We start from the raw sequence: 17,610 nt of genomic DNA, 5'->3' as shown, positions 1-17,610 counted from the left end.
ATGTCGCGGTGGCAGCAGGTGAGGCATGTGCCGGTCCGTGCGCGTATGAGGGCGCTGACTTGGCAGAAGGTCAGGCCGCACATACCGATCTGCATCCGGTACTGATGGCGCGTATTAATGGCTTGTGCTGATATGACACAGCACAACTGGCACACATGGCCGGCCATCTTCAGATTCCTCCGCACCTTGTCGGTCTGGCTGATCACACGGCGGTGATGGCTGCGAGGGGGGATGGAACAGGAGATGGCGTGGAACGGCGCAGCTTTCTCGTCGGGGCCGCTGCGGTTGCCGCATCCCCCGCGGCCTCCAAGGTGCCTGTTCGGCGGCCACGCGTGGCCGAGAGCGGGCAGGTGGCTACGTTGCGTGTGGCCACGGCGGCTTTCCGTCGGCTGGACGGATCGACGTCATCCCGACAACTCGCGGAAACGGTGCTGTCCCACCTGCGGTTGACACAGGCCATTGCGCAGAACGCGGAAAGCAAGGACGACCGGGGGCGGCTCGCGGCAGTGGGCAGCGAGGTGGCGAGCTTGGCCGGATGGTCGCACTGGGACATGGGCGACTATGGATCGGCCCGTACGTGGTACGGATCGGCGATCAAGGCCGCGCGGCGTGGGGGCAATTCGCTGCTCGCGGCATACCAGTTGGGCAGCTTGGCGCAATTCGAGGCACATGCGGGAAACGCCGTGCAGGGGCTCAGCCTTACGCGGTCGGCGCGTAAACAGCTCGGGCCGGGCCTTCCCGCCATTGCGGATGCGTGGCTGTTCGGCGTCGAGGCTTTGGCGCATGCTGCGGCCGGCGACGCGGAACAGGCCGACGCGGCATTGACGGCGGCGGAACGGAAAGCGGAGCGGATGGAGAAGGAGGGGGCGCCACCGTGGCCGTGGGTGTTCTCCTACACCGAGGCGAAGGTTGCAGCCACGCGAGTCTCGTGCGGTGCGCTTCTCGGGCTGCCGTGGTGGGTCTCCGGCGCAATGGACTCCACTGCTGCCGTGATGACATCAGGCCACGACAAACAGTGCGCGCTACTGATGCTCGACATGGCGTCCGGGCACATGGCGTCAGGGCGGCTCGATGGTGCATTCACCCTGGCGGCACGGGCGTTGGAAGTCGGATTGCGCTACCAGTCGGGGCGAATCGTTGAGCGAGTACGGGCTTTGCGCCGCACGTTCTCCGGAGCCACCCCGCCCAAGGTCGTACGCGATTTTGACTGATCGGCTGTACGGCGTATTCCTGTAACCCGAGATCAGAGGAACTGGGCTGTGCGTGTGGGAATTACCGGACACCGTGGACTGTCTGCCCAACTGGAACGGTAAGTCCGCGACCGCCTGGACACCGCATTGCAGGTGTATGACGCGGACGATCTCTGCGGGGTGTCGTGTATTGCAGACGGCCCTGACGCATGGTTCGCCGAGGCTGTTCTTGACCACGGCGGCAGGCTCGAAGTCGTCGTTCCGGCTGAGGAATACCGCGTAGGGCTGGTTGACCGGCTCATCGCTGTATGGGACGGCCAACCGGCCCGGGGGTATGGCGGCACGGCGGATGTGGTGGCCTACGCGCGGAGTACCGGAGTACCGGTTGAGGTGGTCTGGCCGGACGGGGCAACACGCGACCAGAAGTGATCCACTGGCTGTGGCCAGAGCGTAGCGAGACGCTCGGCCGGGGGATTCCAGCCGAGCGTCTCGCTGAACTTGTTCGCGGGTGAAACTACTCGCCACAGCCGGTCAACGCACCCGCTGGGCTGTCACCATCCGCGGATCGAGGATGTGGGGGCGTCGACCGGCTCATTATGCCGCCGATATCGGGAATGAGTCCTTGCTGTCCTGGACCATCCGCTCGAAGGTGAGTTGGTACGTTTCATTCTTCAGGGCGAAATTCAGCAGGGCTGTGGACCAGTCGTCGAACAGCGAGAACACGCGGTCCACGATGAGCCTCGCCTGCTCACGTTGTGATGCGTCGAGCAGCGGCAGCTCGGAGGTCTCGACCTCCGGAGACTTGATGCTGTGCGACGCCTCCGCGAGGTAGTGCGGCGTACCGAAGAACTCGCACTCCTGGCCGTTTTGCAGCGTAATTCCCTGGCAGTGCTCGAAGATCGTCACAGAAACGGCTTCGATGGACTCGACCATTGCGAACACGACATACGTCGGAGCGTTGGCGGCCATCTCGGCCAGCCCGAGGCAGAGCCGCCGGGAATGCTGGAAGTCCGCTCCCCACAACACCCGCGACGCGTCGGACAGGGGCATGGGGCCGTCCGCCCCGAGTTTGGCGAGGTCCGTGAGCATCCACTGCCAGTGGAAGTCCTCTTCGTAGGTGTGGTCGTTGAGCAGGGCCTGCAGAGGGTCGAGTTCGCCGTCCTCGACGGTCTTGCGGAAGACGTACTTGTTCAGATCGGAGTAACCCATGATGAACGGTATGACGCTCGGAGCCCAGGCCAGACGCTTATCCCCCGACAGCGTTTCGTCGGCCAACAGCCGGATGAAGAAGTCGTGGTCTTCGTACCGCTTGCGTTGTTCTTCGATGTATCGGATGACTTCCCGCATGTTCGTCTCCGGAGTCCGCAAGAGTGCCGGCGGGCCGGGTGAATCCTGACCTGCCGGCACGGTGCGACTTTGCCGCACCCGTAGATCACGACGGTTGCTACGGGCGGGCAGTTCCCGCGTTCTCCGGTTGCCGCCGGTTGCCGAGGAAGTCCAAGGTCGTGTCCGCCGGGGGTGCCCCGCATGAGCGGGCGTCACGTCGGGACGTCGGCGAACTACCCACGGTGGGAGGGGAGTCCGGGGCACGTGAGAGCGTCCGCCGACCTACCGGTGGACGCTCTACGACGCGAACGGCACCGCCGCCGGCGTCTCGTCGCGGGAGGCCGCGTCGGGGTGGCGCCACAGGCCGCGGGCGGCGAGTTGGGGCAGGACGCCCTCGCCGAACCAGTAGGCCTCCTCGACGTGCGGGTAGCCGGAGAGTACGAACTCGTCGATGCCCAGGGCGTGGTACTCGGCGATCCGGTCGGCGATCTCGGCGTGCGAGCCGACCAGGGCGGTGCCCGCGCCGCCGCGTACCAGGCCGATGCCGGCCCACAGGTTCGGGTAGACCTCCAGGCGGTCGGTGGCGCCGCCGTGCAGGGCCAGCATGCGCTTCTGCCCCTCGGAGCCGGACCTGGCGAGGCCCTGCTGCACGTTCTCGATCACGGCCGGGTCGACGCCGGACAGCAGCCGGTGGGCCTGCGCCCAGGCGTCCTCGGCGGTGTCACGGGCGATGACGTGCAGCCGGATCCCGAAGCGGACCTCGCGGCCCTCGGCCCTGGCGAGCGCCCTGATCCACTCGATCTTCTCGGCGACCTGGGCGGGCGGCTCGCCCCAGGTGAGGTAGACGTCGCTGTGCCGGGCGGCCACCGGGCCCGCCGCCTTCGACGAGCCGCCGAAGTAGACGGGCGGCACCGGGTCGGGCAGCCGGGTCAGGCGGGCCTGCTCCACGCGCTCGTGCTGCCCCTGGAAGTCGACGCTCTCGCCGCGCCACAGGGCACGCGTGATGTGCAGGAACTCGTCGGTGCGGGCGTAGCGCGCGTCCTTGTCCAGGAAGTCGCCGTAGGCGCGCTGCTCGTGGTCCTCGCCGCCGGTGACGACGTTGAGCAGCAGCCGGCCGCCGGAGTGCCGCTGGTAGGTGGCCGCCATCTGGGCGGCGAGCGCGGGCGCGACGAGTCCGGGCCGGAAGGCCACCAGGAACTTCAGCCGCTCGGTGGCCTCGACGAGCATCGCCGTGGTCAGCCAGGCGTCCTCGCACCAGGCGCCGGTGGGTGTCAGCGCGCCATCGAAGCCCAACTGCTCGGCGGTACGGGCGACTTGACCGAGGTAGGCGAGGCTCGCGGGCCGGTCGCCGCCGGCCGACCCGGTGGGCACGCCGTGGCCGCCGCCGACGATGTGCCGGCTGTCGCCGTTGGTGGGCAGGAACCAGTGGAAGGTCAGGGTCATGGGTGGTGGTGTCCTCTGCGGTGGGTTCGGGCCGGGCCGTTGTGGTGGGGTCAGACCAGGCCGTTGCGCGGCGGCGGGGTGTCGTTCAGCTCCCACGCGCCCAGATAGCGCAGCTTGAGGCGGCGCGGGTCGTGGAGGGTGTGGGTGCGGGCGTTGCGCCAGTGCCGGTGCAGGTTGAGGTCGCGGTCGGCGGCACGGGTGCCGATGAGTTCGAAGACGCCGCTGGAGACGGCGAGGGCGGCGACGTCGGACTGGGCGCGGGCGGCGGCCACCGCGGCGGACGCCTCGGCGGCGTGCTCAGCGGTCGGCTCGGCGTGCGCGGTGTCCAGGGCGTCACCGGCCTCGCGCAGCAGGGCACGCGCCGCGCGGACCCGCAGCGCCAGCTCGCCGAACCCGTCGATGACGGCTTCGTCGTCGGCGGCCCGCGCCACGCCGGTCTCCAGGCGCGGGCGGGCCAGGGAGTGGATCAGCCGCTTGCCGTCGCGCAGCGCGGCGACGGCGATCCCCGTGTCGATGGCGGCGTGCAGGTACTGGCCGAAGGCGCCGAAGACCTCGTCCTTCTCGAAGATGGTGTGGACCGGCACGAGGTGTTCGGCGGGCACCCGCACCCGGTCGAAGCGGACGGTGCCGCTGCCGGTGGTGCGCTGGCCCATGCCGTTCCAGTCGTCCTCGATGTGCACGCCGGGATGGTCGGCGGGCACCCACGCCGCGTGCGTGCGGCCCTCCTCGTCGTTGGCGTACACCGTGATCCAGTGCGCGAACAGCGTGCCGGTCGCGTAGAACTTGGTGCCGTCCAGGACGCGGCTGCCGTCGTCCTGCCGCTCGAAGCCGATGGCGAAGTCGCGGGCGGTGCGGGTGCCACGCTCGGAGAGCGCGTTGCCGAAGTGGCGGCCCGCGAGGATCTCGGCGTGGAAGAAGGCGCGCTGCTCATCGGTGCCCGCGTGGGCGAGGACGTTGACGAAGAAGTAGTGGTTCTGCGGGATCTGGCCGACGCTCGCGTCACCGGCCGTCAGCTCCGTGAACACCTCCCCGAGGCTGCGGGCGCCGATCCCGGGCCCGCCGTGCGCGCGGGGGACGGTGAGGGTGAACAGGCCGGCTTCGGTCAGGGCGCGGACCTCGTCGTACGGGAGGGTGCGCTCGGCATCGCGGCGTGCGTCGTCGACGGCGAGGCGTTCGGCCAGCTGACGGGCGCGCGTGATCGCCTCGGCGGCGGATGCGGGGATGCGGGGCATGGGACGTGCCTTTCGGTGCAAATGCGTGCCGGGCGGCGGGTGTTGGCCCGCCGCCACGGGCGTCGGGGGAGGCCGGCGCGGAAGGGAAAGCCGATGACCTTCAGGCCGCGGCGAGCCGCTGCGGCTTCGCGAGCGCGTCCCGCCAGCGGGCGACGACCGGTGCCAGGCCGGCGTCCGCGTCGGGTGTGAGGGAGACGGTGCCGTCGTCGGCGGCCGTGATGTGGCGGTCCAGGACGAACCAGCCCTGGGCGACGTCGGCGCCGAGCGAGGTGAGGACGGGCCGCAGCGCGTAGTCGACGGCGAGGACGTGGGCCGGGGAGCCGCCGGTGGCCAGCGGCAGGACGCTCTTGCCGCGCAGCGCGTACTGCGGCAGCAGGTCGAGGAAGGTCTTGAGCACCCCCGAGTAGGCGGCCTTGTAGACGGGCGTGCCGACCAGCAGCGCGTCGGCGCCCTCGACGAGCGCGACGGCGTCGGCGACCGCGGGGTGCGAGGTGTCGGCGGCGAGGAGCGCGTCGGCGGGCAGCGTGCGGACGTCGAGGCCGTGCACCTGGTGGCCCTGGGCGGTCAGTTCGCGGCCCAGGTGCTGGACGAGACGCGCGGTGCGGGAGGAGCCGGGGGCGGAGGCGCTGCCGGTCAGCGTGAGGACGGTGGCCATGGCGGAAATCCTTTGCGTACGCGGCCACAGGGGCCGGTGAGCGGAGAGGTGAAGGGAGGCGGGCGGCAGTTCCGCGGATGCGGTGAGTGCGCCCGGTGGCACGGCGGGCCGGCGTCACGGATGACGCGGCGCGTGCGGGGCGGCTCGGCAGGGCGCCATGGAGGCGTCACAGGGCGCCGGACACCGGCGGGTACCTGCGTACGAGGCGGGGCGAGCGCGCCCGGAAGGCTCAGCGGCAGGGTCGACAGGAGGCGCTGCACACCCGCGCGAGGTCGACGTGACGTCGCCGCGTGAGGGGGTGTCGCACTGCATCCATACCTGTGATTGAAGCAGCCGCTCGCGCGGGCGTCGAGACGGTAATGGCTACGCCCTGATAGGGATTCCCTGCCACGGGGAGGACGGCGGGGCGGCCATGGGGGAGCCGGGGGAGCGGCGCGGGGCCCGCCCGCACGGCCGCCGGAGTACGGCGGGACCGGCCCGCGGCCCGGCGGACCGCGCCGCGCGCCGGACGCACGCGGACGACCCGCATCCTGGCGGTGCCGTGGCGCGCCCTTCCACCGGGCGGTACGGAAAACCTGCCGATGTCGGATGTCGGACGCCGGAAGCAGGGCGCATCCGGGCCGCATCAGCCGCAGCGGCCCCAACTCCTGCGGAAGGGAGGGCAATCAGGGCCGGCTGGGGGACCGGCCCCCCGTGCTACCGGGGGCCGGCCAGCACCTCGGCCGCCGCGACGCCGGAGGCCGCGGTGGCGCCGTGCGTGAAGATCTGGACCGCACCGGGAGCGGCGGCGCCCGGCAGGCCCATCTCCACCACGATCGCGTCGGGACGTGCGGTGGTCAGGTCGGCGAGGGCGCGGCCCATCCACGCGTGCCGGGCGGCGTCCCGGACGACGACCACCACCGGACGGCCCGACGCGGGCGCCAGCGCGTGCTCCTCCAGGACGGCGGGCCGGGTCGTCCAGTCCTCGTGATGCACCCGGACGAAGGTCGTTCCGGGCAGCCGCTCGCGCAGGGGGGCACCGACACCCCACGGAGTCTCCTTGGCGATGGCGAGATTGGTGGCGGGCACCAGCTCCACCACGTGCGGCGGGGCGGCCAGCGGGAGGGATTCGTGCACCGATCCGCTCAGCCGGATGGCGCGCCGGGCGGCGACGAAGCCGATGTCGCCGCTGACCGGGTCGGCCGGTACGGCCTGCGCCAGGTGGGTCGACCAGCCGGCGAAGTCCCGGACCCGGTCGGCCGCTTCGGCGAGGCGCCCTTCGGCGAGGTCCCCGGAGGCCACGGCGTCGACGAGCGCGCCGACGAGGAGTTCGGCGGTCGCCTCATCGGCGTTCTCCCCGCCGACGCAGATGGCGTCGGCCCCGGCGGCGATGGCCTTCACCGCGGCGCCGCCGATGCCGTAGCGGTCGGCGACGGCGCCCATCTCGATGGCGTCGGTGACGATCAGCCCGTCGAACCCGAGTTCCTTGCGGAGCAGGTCGTTGAGGATGCGGGGGCTGAGGGTGGCGGGCAGGTCGGGGTCGTAGGCGGGCACGAGGAGGTGGCCGCTCATGACCGCGCGCACCCCGGCGTCCAGGGCGGCCCGGAACGGGGGCAGCGCCTGCGCGATGATCTCGTCGATTCCGGCGTCGTAGCTGGGCAGCCCGTGGTGGGAGTCGACGGCGACGTCGCCGTGGCCGGGAAAGTGCTTGGCGCAGGCGCCGACACCGGCGGACTGGAGGCCCCGTATCCATGCGGTGGTGTGCCGGGAGACCACGGAGGCGTCCACGCCGAAGGACCGGACGCCGATGACGGGGTTGTCGGGGTTGGAGTTGACGTCCACGCTGGGCGCATAGTCGAGGTTCACCCCGGCGGCGTGCAGCTGACGCCCCAGGTCGCGGGCGACGGCCTCGGTCAGCTCGGTGTCGTCGACGGCGCCGAGGGCGAAGTTGCCGGGCCGGGACGAGCCGGTGGCGGATTCCATCCGGGTGACGTCCCCTGCCTCCTCGTCGACGGCGACGATCAACGCCGGGTTCTCCGCCCGGAGTTGCGCGGTCAGCCGGCTGACCTGATCGGGGCTGCTGATGTTGCGGGTGAACAACGCGACGGATGACAGGCCGTCACCGATGGCCCGCAGTACCCAGTCCGGCGCCTGTGTGCCCACGAATCCCGGCTGCAGGACGGAGAGGGCGAGCCGTCGCAACACCTTGTTGTGCTTGCTGGAGGACATCGACTGGCCTTCCGGATAGTGCCGACACATCGATCACAGGGGCGGGATTGGTACAGACCAAGGGATATTGGCCTAGGCCAATCGGTGGTGTCAAGAACGCCTTGAGGATGACGCGGGGGCCCGCGGGGCGTGGTGCGGGTGCGGCCCGGCCGTCCATCGGGAAGGCGGGCGCGGCGTGCGGGCGTGGCGGTGCTGCGACATGCGCCTCGCGGCCCTGAACTCGCGGGTCGTGAAGCCTTGTTGGTCCGGTCCGCCGTCGCGCTGCCCGCCTGCGGTCCTCCGTGGGGCGGCGACCTGGGCCCGCATCCCCGGCCGTCCGTGGCCGCCGAATCCGGTGTTGACACCGGAAGTTGGTCTAGTCCATTTTAGTGGGACGCGAGTGACGCAAGGGGCGGATGCGGCGTACCAGCCCTCCTACTCCGGCACGACTCTTACCGCTGCCCGAAACCACTCCCTCACCAACGGCCACCTGTGACTGCGCCATGCCCGCGACGGCATGGGCACCGGCCGGCGCACCACAGCCTTCTCCGCGCCGGCCCCGTACGACCCCCACCCCGCTGACACGCCCCCGCACGGCGGCGGCACGGGGCGATCCGGCCAGCCACAGGTCACTTCGAGCCATGGAGCGCACGCATGCCGGCACCCGACAGCTACCTGCACCGAAGTCCATCGGACATCCCGTATTTCAGCTCGGACGGCGAAACCTACCTGGTACGGACACCCCTGCGCGACCTCAGGAAAACCCGGCCGCTACGCGTGCTGTCCGACGAGGATTTCGCCTTCTGGCAGACCTACGGCTACGTCGTGGTGAAGCGGGCGATAACGCCTTCCGCGGCGGCGCGACTCCTGGAATTCACCTGGGAATTCCAGCAACTCGACCCGGGGCGCCCCGACACCTGGTACCAGGACCGTCCCTTCCGGTCCGACCTCGACAGGGAACTGCACATCTACGGCTTCGTCGAGGCGTACCACCACCAACTCCTGTGGGACAGCCGCCAGACCCGGCGGGTCTACGACGCATTCGTCGACGTGTGGGACTGCGAGCAGCTCTGGGTCACCCTGGACCGGCTCAACCTGAACCCGCCCAACGTCAAGAACCGCGACCGCGCGCTGATCCCGGCGACGGAGCGGGGCTTCGACATCGCACTGCACTGGGACATCGACACCACACTCGGCATACTGCCGCAGCGCGTTCAGGGCATCATCGCCCTCAACGACACCGCACCGGACCACGGCGGATTCCAGTGCGCACCCGAACTCTTCCGTCAATTCGACCGCTGGAAGGCCCTCCAGCCGGACGGCCGGGATCCGATAAGGCCCCGCTTCGACCGGACGGAAATGCCCGTGGTGCAGCCCGCATTGGAGGCCGGCGACCTGCTGATCTGGAACGGCCTGCTCGCGCACGGAGTGGCCCCCAACACCTCACGGGACGGCGTGCGCGCGGTCCAGTACCTCTCGATGATGCCGGCGCTGGAGAGCCACGAGGAACTGCGGCGCTCCCGGGTCGATTCCTGGCGCCATCTCCTTACGCCGGAATGGAACGCGACACTGCTCGGCGACGCCGAGAAACCCGAATCGCTGCGTTACGGCACCGCCGAGCTGAATGACCTCGGGGCCAGACTGCTGGGCCTCGAATCCTGGAACGGTACGGAATCCGAAGAGGCAACCGGAGCTGGGGCATGCGCCGAATCTGTCTGACCCTTCCCACCAACAGGGCCTGCGCCGCGACGATATCGGCCATCGGCGAAGAGGCGGCCTACGCGGCCGGACACTTCGACGTCGAGGTCCACCTGCTGATACTGGACTCCACCGAAGGGCCCGTGTTCACGGAGCACGCGCAGGCCGCACGCGGCATTCCCGCGGTGCCGCGGGTGCACGTGCACCACCTCGGCGAGGCGGACCAGCGGGACTTTCTCCAGCGGGTCATCCGCCACGCCGACCTCCCGAAACCCGAGCTGATACTCGACCTCATGCTCCCGGACGGGGTGTCCTACGGCGCCTGCACCAATCGCGCATTCCTGATCGGTGCCGCGCTGGGGTGCAGGTCCCTGCACCGCAGGGATTCGGACAGCCGCTACCAGGTCGTGAACGGCGCACCCGTCTTTCCCGTCCACCAGGAACTCACCTCCATCGGAAAGCGCGCGGCCGAAGCGGCGTACGGCGTCACCGAGAACACGCTCGCCCCGGAACACGCGGACAAACCGGTGGCCATGGTGGGGAGTTCCTTCGTGGGCGAACTCTCCGTGGACATCGGCGAGATGTACCGGCTCGACCGCGACATCTACCACGACGTGGTCAGCCTGTGGGCCCCCGAGAGTTGGACCGACGAGGCGAAGCGGGAACTCGTCGACGAGTCCTTCCGCGGAGCCGGCTCGGAAACGTTCACCGACGACCACACGACCCTGGCTCTCGTCGACCCGATGCGGGTGGACATGTGCAACATCAGTTTCCAGCAGGTGCACGAACAGGTACCGCTGCCGCCCGCGACCGACACCATCGGCAGCGACTACTTCCTCCTGCACTTCGTCCAGGACGCCACGCTGCCCGGCGTGCTGCACAACCGCAACATCGTGAATTTCTACACCAGGGAACGCCGGACCGATCCGGGATTCCTCGCCTACCACCTGCGGTACGCGAAATTCGTCCTGTCCATGCTCTATTTCCATCACGTCTACGACAGGATGGCGGCGGCCCGCGCGTCCCTCCTCGACGACCGGCACCGGGTACGCCCCCTGGCCATCGCCGAAATGGTCAGGGAAAGCGCCCTGTTGGACCCGGCGGAAAATATCCGGCGGCTGGAAAGTCTCGAACGGTCCTACCGGAAACTCGGCGGGAGATACGCCACGTTCGCCGGAACCCTGACGGCCCGCCGCGCGCGACTCCTCGACGAAGCCAGGCATGACATGGAGGACTTCGCCCTGCTGATCGAGGCATGGGAACCGTTGATGGCCGCGAGCAAGGTCACCGACCCCCGCCCCGCCGCACGGCAGCACGGCCGAGACCCTCGATGAGGCCGGGCAACCCGCGCATGCACGCGGCCCTGGCAGCCGCCACCGACGACCGGATCCTCTTCGACCTCACCGGAATCGAAGAAAGCTACGCGACCCTGCGGCGCGAACTGCCCGGCGTATCCGTCCGGTTCGCCATGAAAGCCTGCCCCGTCGACGAGGTACTGGACCGCCTGGCACGGATCGGCGCCGGATTCGACGCGGCAGGACCCGGCGAGATCGCCCAGGCACTGAAGACCGGAGTGCCGGCCGACCGTATCCACTACGGCAACACCATCAAATCCGACCGGAACATCGCCGACGCCCACCGCCTCGGCATCCGGGATTTCGCCACCGACAGCCGGGAAGACGTCACGGCGCTGTCCGTTCACGCGCCCGGCGCCCGGGTGTTCTGCCGACTGGCCACCGACGGCGACGGCGCGCTCTGGGGCCTCAGCAACAAATACGGATGCTCGGCCGCCGACGCGGTACGCGTCCTGGAAACGGCCCGCGACACAGGACTCACCCCGTCCGGACTCTCCGTCCACGTCGGCTCCCAGCAGATGACCGCCGAAGCCTGGCAGCACGCCTTCGAGCGGCTTGCCGACGTCCTCACGGAGCTGAACCGGCGGGGAATATCCCTCGACCACGTCAATCTGGGCGGCGGCCTGCCGGCCATCGGATACCTCGACAAACACGGCAGGCCGCTGGACCCGCCGATCGACAAGATATTCGCGGTGATCAGGGAGGGAATGCAGCACCTCGGGGAAATACCGGGACACGACCTGCAATTCCTGGTGGAACCCGGCCGCTACCTCGTCGCCGACCACGGCTTCATCCGGGCACACGTGTCCCGGCTGACCGCGCGACAGCAACGGAACGGTGAACGCAGGCACTGGCTCTACCTCAGCTGCGGAAAGTTCAACGGCCTCTACGAAATGGACGCGTTGCAGTACCGCCTGGTGTTCCCCTCACACCCGGACACCGCCACCGTCCCCGCCGTCGTCGCGGGCCCCACCTGCGACAGCGACGACGCGTACGCACACGAGCACGGCCTGGTCCAGGTACCCGAAGCGCTCGCGTCCGGCGATCCCGTATGGGTGCTGTCCTGCGGCGCCTACGCCACCAGCTACACGACACAGGGCTTCAACGGATTCCGTCCCCTCCCGGTCCACTGCATTCACGGAATGGACGGCGCACACAACGGCCCGCCCCACCAGAACCCACGGCCCGGAACTCCCACGAAAGGCACCCGGTAAATGAGCCAGGACGTGCAGATACGGCCCATATCCCCGGACGACTGGGACGCCATCGTGGCCATGGAATCCCGTGCCTACGGCGCCATCGGACTGTCGGAGGACCGCGCCGCGCTGGAATCCAGGGCCCGCGCCTCCCCGGACACCTGTTTCGTGCTGCACCGCGAAAAGCGCCCGGCGGGCTACCTGTTGGCGCTGCCGTACCCGATGTTCCGGTACCCGGACCTGACCAGGACCGAGGACCGCACCTTCCCTTCGCGCAATCTGCATCTGCACGATCTCGTCATCGCGGAAGGCTTTCGCGGCCGGGGCCTGGCACAGCACCTGCTGCGCCACCTCACCGCGACGGCCATGGCACACGGATACCGGCAGATGTCCCTGGTCGCCGTGGCGGGCAGCGCGCCCTTCTGGTCGGCGAACGGATTCCTGCCCCGGAACGGCGCCGCACCACCGAAGAGTTACGGCACCGACGCCGTCTACATGTGCCGGGCGATACCGGCATACCGAGCCGCGAATTCGAAGCCGGCGGGCGTCGCACCGCACGGCTCGTCATCGCAAGACGAAATGGGCTGACGGCACTCATGCTCCGCCTCGACGATCCTTTCCGCCGCGCACAGGTGGCGATCACCGCACTGTTCTGTTCCCTCGGATTCCAGTACGCCACCTGGGCATCGAGGCTCCCCGCACTCAAGGCACACCTCGGCCTGACCGCCGCGGAGGTGGGCCTGTTCCTGATGGCCGCAGGTGTGGGCGCCGCGGTGTCCTTCCCCCTGGTCGCGGTGCTGATGCGACGACTCGGCTCGCGCCGCCTCGCGCTCCTGTCGGCGCTCGGCCTCGCCGTACTGCTCCTCGCGCTGGCCCTCGCGCCGAACTACCCGACCGCCCTGGCGGTCATGTGCGCCGACGGCATTCTGGTCGGCTGCCTGAACGTCGCGATGAACGCCCAGGGCGCCGCGCTCGAAGCCGCCCACCAGCGCAACGCCATGGCCAAACTGCACGCGGCGTTCAGCGGCGGGTCACTGTGCGCCGCCCTCCTCGCCTCCGGAATGAACACGGTGACCTCGGCCGTGACCGCGCACTTCGGCGTCGCCGCCGTCATCCTGCTGCTCCTCGCCGTCTGCGCGGGACCTGGACTGCTGACCGATGACGGGCCCGCCGACGACCGGCCCGGCACGGAAAAGGAACGCAAGAGCCGCGGCGGCCTGACCCTGCCGTCCCGTATGACGCTGTGGATGTGCTGCGCCATGGCCTTCGGCACCATCACCGAAGGCGCCATGAACGACTGGTCGGCCCTCTACCTGAAGGACGTCGCCAAGGCATCGGCGGAACTGGCGCCCATGGGCATCGCCGTGGTCTCCGGAATGATGGTCCTGGCCCGCCTGTTCGCCGACGGCTGGCGAAGCCGGTGGGGTGACGGACGTGTCGTGCGGGTCGGCAGCACCCTGGCCGGTGCCGGTCTCGCGCTCGCCCTGCTGTCCGGCGGCGTGATCCCCGCCCTGATCGGGTTCGCCTGCGTCGGCCTGGGCATCGCGGCCGTCACCCCGTGTGTCTACGTGGCCGCGGCGGGACAGGGCTCCGACGCGCTGACGCTGGTCGCCGCCATGGGAACGACGGGCCTGCTGGCGGGGCCGCCGCTCATCGGCTTCCTCGCGAACGCCGCCGGTCTGGTGTGGGGGCTGGCCGCCGTCGCCGCATCGGCCGTCGTCGTGGCGCTGTGCGGCACCCGGATCCGCTGGAAGAGCGCCTGAGAACGGCGCCGGCCGTGCCCCGCCAGGGACACGGCCGACGCCGAGAGAGAACAGACCGGGAACGCGGTGCGGCGGTTACTCGCCGCGCGCCGCGTCCTTCGCCTTCTTCTCTTCCTGCTTCTCCTTGATCCGCTGCGTTTCCTTGCGGACCTCGGCCTGGGTGGCGCGCTCCCGCTGGAGCCACTCGGGGCCTTCCTGCTTGAGCGCGTCGATCTGCTCCGTGGTGAGGGCTTCGGTGACCCCGCCACGGGCGAGGCCCGCGATGGAGACACCGAGCTTCGCCGCGACCACCGGCCGGGGATGCGGGCCGTTGCGTCGCAGCTCCCGCAGCCACTCGGGCGGATCGGTCTGCAGCGCGTTCAGCTCGGTGCGCGAGACCACACCCTCCTGGAACTCGGCGGGGGTGGCTTGGAGGTACACACCCAGCTTCTTCGCCGCGGTGGCGGGCTTCATGGTTTGGGTGCTCTGGTGCGACGTCATGCTGTCAAGGGTATCGAGCGTGTGCGCTACCGCTGACCACGACCGGTAACCTGGCGGGGTGACAGGCTCGGAAGCATCCCCTTCGTTCCGGCTGGCGTATGTCCCGGGAGTGACGCCCACCAAGTGGGTGCGGATCTGGAACGAGCGACTGCCCGGCATCCCGCTGACCCTGACCGCGGTGCCCGCCGCCGAAGCGGGCGAGGTACTGCGGTCCGGCGCCGCCGACGCGGGCTTCGTCCGGCTGCCGATCGACAGGACCGACCTCAGCGCGATTCCCCTCTACACCGAGACGACGGTGGTCGTGGTCCCGAAGGACCACATCGTCGCGGCGGTCGACGAGATCACCGCGGACGACCTGGCCGACGAGCTGGTGCTGCACCCCCTCGACGACACCCTCGACTGGGAACACCCGCCGGGGCGGCCCGCCGTCGAGCGCCCGGCGACGACGGCCGACGCCATCGAACTGGTGGCGGCCGGCGTGGGCCTGCTCGTCGTCCCGCAGTCGCTCGCCCGCCTGCACCACCGCAAGGACCTCACCTACCGGCCGGTCTCCGGTGTGCCCGAGTCCCGCGTCGCGCTGTCCTGGCCGGAGGCCGAGACCACCGACCTGGTGGAGGACTTCATCGGGATCGTCCGCGGCCGGACCGTCAACAGCTCACGCGGCCGTACGCAGGCCCCCGCCCAGCAGCCCAAGCGCAAGCGCCCCGAGTCCGGCGGCACCCGCGCGAAGCCCGCGGGCAAACCGGCCGGCCGGAACCCCCGCGGCGGCTCCGGCGGCCCCAAGGGCGGCAAACGCGGCAAGCCCCGCCGCAGGTCATAGTGCTCCGACGGGCGCGCTCTAGGCCACCCGCTGCCCGGAGCCCCGCTCCTCCCCGGGCGCTTCCTCCTCCTCGGGGACCTTCACATCGCTGACGGCGATGTTGACCTCCACGACCTCGAGGCCGGTCATCCGCTCGACGGCGGAAATGACGCTCTTCCGTACGGCCACCGCCACTTCGGTGATGGGCTCGCCGTACTCGACGACGAGATCCAGGTCGATCGCCGTCTGCTTCTCGCCCACGTCGACCTTCACGCCGTGGGTGGGCGTGGTGCCCCCGGGAACGCGCTGGCGCAGGGCACCGACCGAACGCGAAAGACCGCTGCCGAGTGCGTTGACGCCGTCGACGTCCCGTGCGGTGAAGTACGCGATCTTCTCGACGACCGTGCCTGCGATGGTCGTACGGCCGCGTGCCCCGGCTGCGCCCTGCTCGCTCTGTCCTCCGGTCCCGTTCATACCGATCACCTCACGGCGGCATCGAGGGGAAGTAGCCGATCCACTCCTCACGCTAGGGGCCGATCGGGGGTACCGCCTCTCGGGGCGGCGGCGCGGGGGCACCCGGAGTGCGGTCGCGGCGGCGGTGAGACGAACGCCACAGGGGGTCGGATGGCGCGGTCGCCCTGGGCTCAACCGCTCAGCGGGGAGCGGGAGTTGGGGTGAGTGGCTGCCGCGTCAGGCCGGGAGGGAAGGGGCGCCGGGCCGGTCTTCGGGGGATGTGCGAGCACCGCAAGGGGTACAGGACGGCGGCTCTATACACAACATGTATAGTCATACTATGATCCAGCGCCATCCCTCCCACACCGCACCCGGTTCACCTCAAGGTCGCGGCCTCACGCGCTCCGGCGATCGTACCCCCCACGCCGACAGGCACCTGACCCGCCAAGGGGTCGACGCCTGATGCTGATTCCTGCCCAGAAGCGGCGGTCGGAAGCCGACCCGTCATCCACGCCCGCGCGCGGTGGCCGTCGGTGGGACTGGCCGGTGCTGTTGGTCTGCGCGGTCTCATCGCTCGGGGTGGGGCTCTCTTCCCCGCCCGACACCTCGCAGCAGGCATGGGGCATCTGCGCGGCGGCCGGCTACCTCGTCGCCGCCCTGGTCGCCCTGAAGTCGGCGAAGCCGTGGGCGCGCATCCCCGCCGTGATCTCCGTCATCGGTGCGGCTGTCATGCCCCTGCTGTACCTCACGGTGATCAGCAAGGAGCAGATGGAGGTCGGGGTCGTCGAGCGGGGTGCGGACCTGCTCCTCTCCTCCGGAACCCCGTACAACGCCACACCGCACATCGTCGCCGACTTCAACCCCTACCTGCCCGGGATGAGCCTCTTCGGGATCCCGCACATGCTGTTCGGCGACACCCCGCTCGGCAGCGCGCGGCTGTGGTTCCTGCTCGGCTTCCTCGCGGCGGCGATCTGCGCCGTGCGGGTACTGGCCAAGGGCTCCAAGAGCGGCTCGCTCGGCCTGAACGAGAACGTGGGCGGCGGCATGTCCGGGGGCCTCGGTCTCCTGTGGCTGATCGCCTGCCCGCTGGTCGCGCTGCCCATCGCCATCGGCGGCGTGGACCCGCCGGTCATCGGCCTGATGTGCCTGGCCTTCGCCTTCGCGCACCGGGGCGACGTGGGCCGCGCGGGCCTGGCCCTGGGAGCGGCGGCGGCACTGAAGTGGACGGCCTGGCCGGCCATTCCGGTCCTCGTCATGATGTTCTGGGTGACGCGCGGGAAGCGTGCCGCGGTCAAGTGCGCGCTGGGTTCCATAGGTATCGCGGTCCTCTCCGCGATACCCGTGGCCCTCGTGGACGGCTGGGCGTTCTACCAGAACCTCGTGCTCTACCCGCTGGGCCTCGGCTCCGCTGCGTCTTCCGCCCAGAGCCCGCTGCTCGGCAGCCTGATCGTCTCGCTGGTGCCGAACGGCGAGGCGGTCACCGTCGTGCTCATCGCGCTGAGCGCCCTCGGCGTGGGCATCTCGCTCCTGGTCCGCGCGCCGCGCACCACCGTCGCGGCTGCCAACCGGCTGGCGCTGGGCCTGAGCCTGGCCATCGTGCTGTCCCCGGCCACCCGCATCGGCTACCTCATCTACCCCGTCGTCTTCCTCGTCTGGCCCCGCTTCGCCGCGGGCCTGGCGTCCTGGCGGGAGGGTGACGACCCCGAGGCCACGGCGTCGGCGGACGCCCCGCAGTCCGTGGCGGGCCCCGACGCGGCGCTCGCCCCGAACAGGTAACCACCGGACCGCCGGGGGCTCTCCACAAGGGGAGCCCCCGGCGCGGCAGTTCGGCGC

At 70.2% G+C, this 17,610-nt stretch carries 16 protein-coding genes; 9 read left to right on the top strand and 7 right to left on the bottom strand.

The window, feature by feature from the left end:
- Nucleotides 1-248 precede the first annotated feature (248 nt).
- Nucleotides 249-1,211: a hypothetical protein gene (locus ACGFNI_RS06780; protein WP_393681240.1), complete on the top strand. Its 963-nt coding sequence runs from the start codon at nt 249-251 to the stop codon at nt 1,209-1,211.
- Nucleotides 1,212-1,325: 114 nt separating this feature from the next.
- Nucleotides 1,326-1,619, top strand: a complete 294-nt coding sequence (locus tag ACGFNI_RS06775) for a hypothetical protein (RefSeq protein ID WP_393681478.1) — start codon at nt 1,326-1,328, stop codon at nt 1,617-1,619.
- Between the two features lie 165 nt (nt 1,620-1,784).
- On the opposite strand, the gene ACGFNI_RS06770 is transcribed toward ACGFNI_RS06775, so the two are convergent.
- From ACGFNI_RS06770 to ACGFNI_RS06750, 5 genes are all read right to left on the bottom strand, one after another.
- Nucleotides 1,785-2,537 carry a hypothetical protein gene (locus ACGFNI_RS06770; RefSeq protein ID WP_393681238.1) on the bottom strand — a complete coding sequence of 251 codons (753 nt, stop codon included), beginning with the start codon at nt 2,535-2,537 and terminating at the stop codon, nt 1,785-1,787.
- A gap of 276 nt (nt 2,538-2,813) precedes the next feature.
- On the bottom strand, nt 2,814-3,959 hold the full coding sequence (locus ACGFNI_RS06765; protein ID WP_393681236.1) for an LLM class flavin-dependent oxidoreductase: 1,146 nt from the start codon (nt 3,957-3,959) through the stop codon (nt 2,814-2,816).
- A 50-nt stretch (nt 3,960-4,009) separates the two neighbouring features.
- Nucleotides 4,010-5,191, bottom strand: coding sequence for an SfnB family sulfur acquisition oxidoreductase (locus ACGFNI_RS06760; RefSeq protein WP_393681234.1), 1,182 nt, complete (start codon nt 5,189-5,191; stop codon nt 4,010-4,012).
- Nucleotides 5,192-5,291: 100 nt separating this feature from the next.
- On the bottom strand, nt 5,292-5,846 hold the full coding sequence (ssuE, locus tag ACGFNI_RS06755) for an NADPH-dependent FMN reductase (RefSeq protein WP_393681232.1): 555 nt from the start codon (nt 5,844-5,846) through the stop codon (nt 5,292-5,294).
- Between the two features lie 696 nt (nt 5,847-6,542).
- Complete coding sequence (locus ACGFNI_RS06750) at nt 6,543-8,054, bottom strand: glycoside hydrolase family 3 protein (RefSeq protein WP_393681230.1); 1,512 nt, start codon at nt 8,052-8,054, stop codon at nt 6,543-6,545.
- Nucleotides 8,055-8,687: 633 nt separating this feature from the next.
- Here ACGFNI_RS06750 and ACGFNI_RS06745 point away from each other — a divergent pair.
- Genes ACGFNI_RS06745 through ACGFNI_RS06725 form a run of 5 tightly spaced genes read left to right on the top strand, consistent with a single transcriptional unit; the run spans nt 8,688 to nt 14,045 of the window.
- On the top strand, nt 8,688-9,752 hold the full coding sequence (locus ACGFNI_RS06745) for a phytanoyl-CoA dioxygenase family protein (protein WP_393681228.1): 1,065 nt from the start codon (nt 8,688-8,690) through the stop codon (nt 9,750-9,752).
- The gene (locus ACGFNI_RS06740) at nt 9,734-11,065 is read left to right on the top strand and encodes a DUF6271 family protein (RefSeq protein ID WP_393681226.1); all 1,332 of its coding nucleotides are present in this window, start codon (nt 9,734-9,736) and stop codon (nt 11,063-11,065) included. Before ACGFNI_RS06745 ends, ACGFNI_RS06740 begins: the two co-directional genes overlap by 19 nt.
- A gap of 17 nt (nt 11,066-11,082) precedes the next feature.
- Nucleotides 11,083-12,300 carry a type III PLP-dependent enzyme gene (locus ACGFNI_RS06735; protein WP_393681225.1) on the top strand — a complete coding sequence of 406 codons (1,218 nt, stop codon included), beginning with the start codon at nt 11,083-11,085 and terminating at the stop codon, nt 12,298-12,300.
- Complete coding sequence (locus ACGFNI_RS06730) at nt 12,301-12,870, top strand: GNAT family N-acetyltransferase (RefSeq protein ID WP_393681223.1); 570 nt, start codon at nt 12,301-12,303, stop codon at nt 12,868-12,870.
- Between the two features lie 8 nt (nt 12,871-12,878).
- A complete protein-coding gene (locus ACGFNI_RS06725) occupies nt 12,879-14,045 on the top strand; it encodes an MFS transporter (RefSeq protein ID WP_393681221.1) in 1,167 nt (388 codons plus the stop codon).
- Between the two features lie 75 nt (nt 14,046-14,120).
- Here the strand turns inward: ACGFNI_RS06725 and ACGFNI_RS06720 are convergent, their stop codons facing one another.
- Entirely contained in the window at nt 14,121-14,525 is a 405-nt protein-coding gene (locus ACGFNI_RS06720) for a DUF5997 family protein (RefSeq protein WP_393681219.1), read from the bottom strand.
- Nucleotides 14,526-14,583: 58 nt separating this feature from the next.
- Here ACGFNI_RS06720 and ACGFNI_RS06715 point away from each other — a divergent pair, with 58 nt between their 5' ends.
- Entirely contained in the window at nt 14,584-15,345 is a 762-nt protein-coding gene (locus ACGFNI_RS06715; protein WP_393681217.1) for a LysR family substrate-binding domain-containing protein, read from the top strand.
- Between the two features lie 18 nt (nt 15,346-15,363).
- Here ACGFNI_RS06715 and ACGFNI_RS06710 read toward each other — a convergent pair whose 3' ends face one another.
- Nucleotides 15,364-15,798, bottom strand: a complete 435-nt coding sequence (locus ACGFNI_RS06710) for an Asp23/Gls24 family envelope stress response protein (RefSeq protein ID WP_393681216.1) — start codon at nt 15,796-15,798, stop codon at nt 15,364-15,366.
- 441 nt (nt 15,799-16,239) lie between these two features.
- Here ACGFNI_RS06710 and ACGFNI_RS06705 point away from each other — a divergent pair, with 441 nt between their 5' ends.
- Nucleotides 16,240-17,553 (top strand): glycosyltransferase 87 family protein, encoded by a 1,314-nt coding sequence (locus ACGFNI_RS06705; protein ID WP_393681214.1) that lies wholly within the window; start codon nt 16,240-16,242, stop codon nt 17,551-17,553.
- Nucleotides 17,554-17,610 lie beyond the last annotated feature (57 nt).

It is taken from the genome of Streptomyces sp. NPDC048644 (genome assembly GCF_043199105.1).
Taxonomy (GTDB): Bacteria; Actinomycetota; Actinomycetes; order Streptomycetales; family Streptomycetaceae; genus Streptomyces.
Note: the sequence above shows the minus strand (reverse complement) of the source record. Positions and strands in the feature narration are given on the sequence as shown.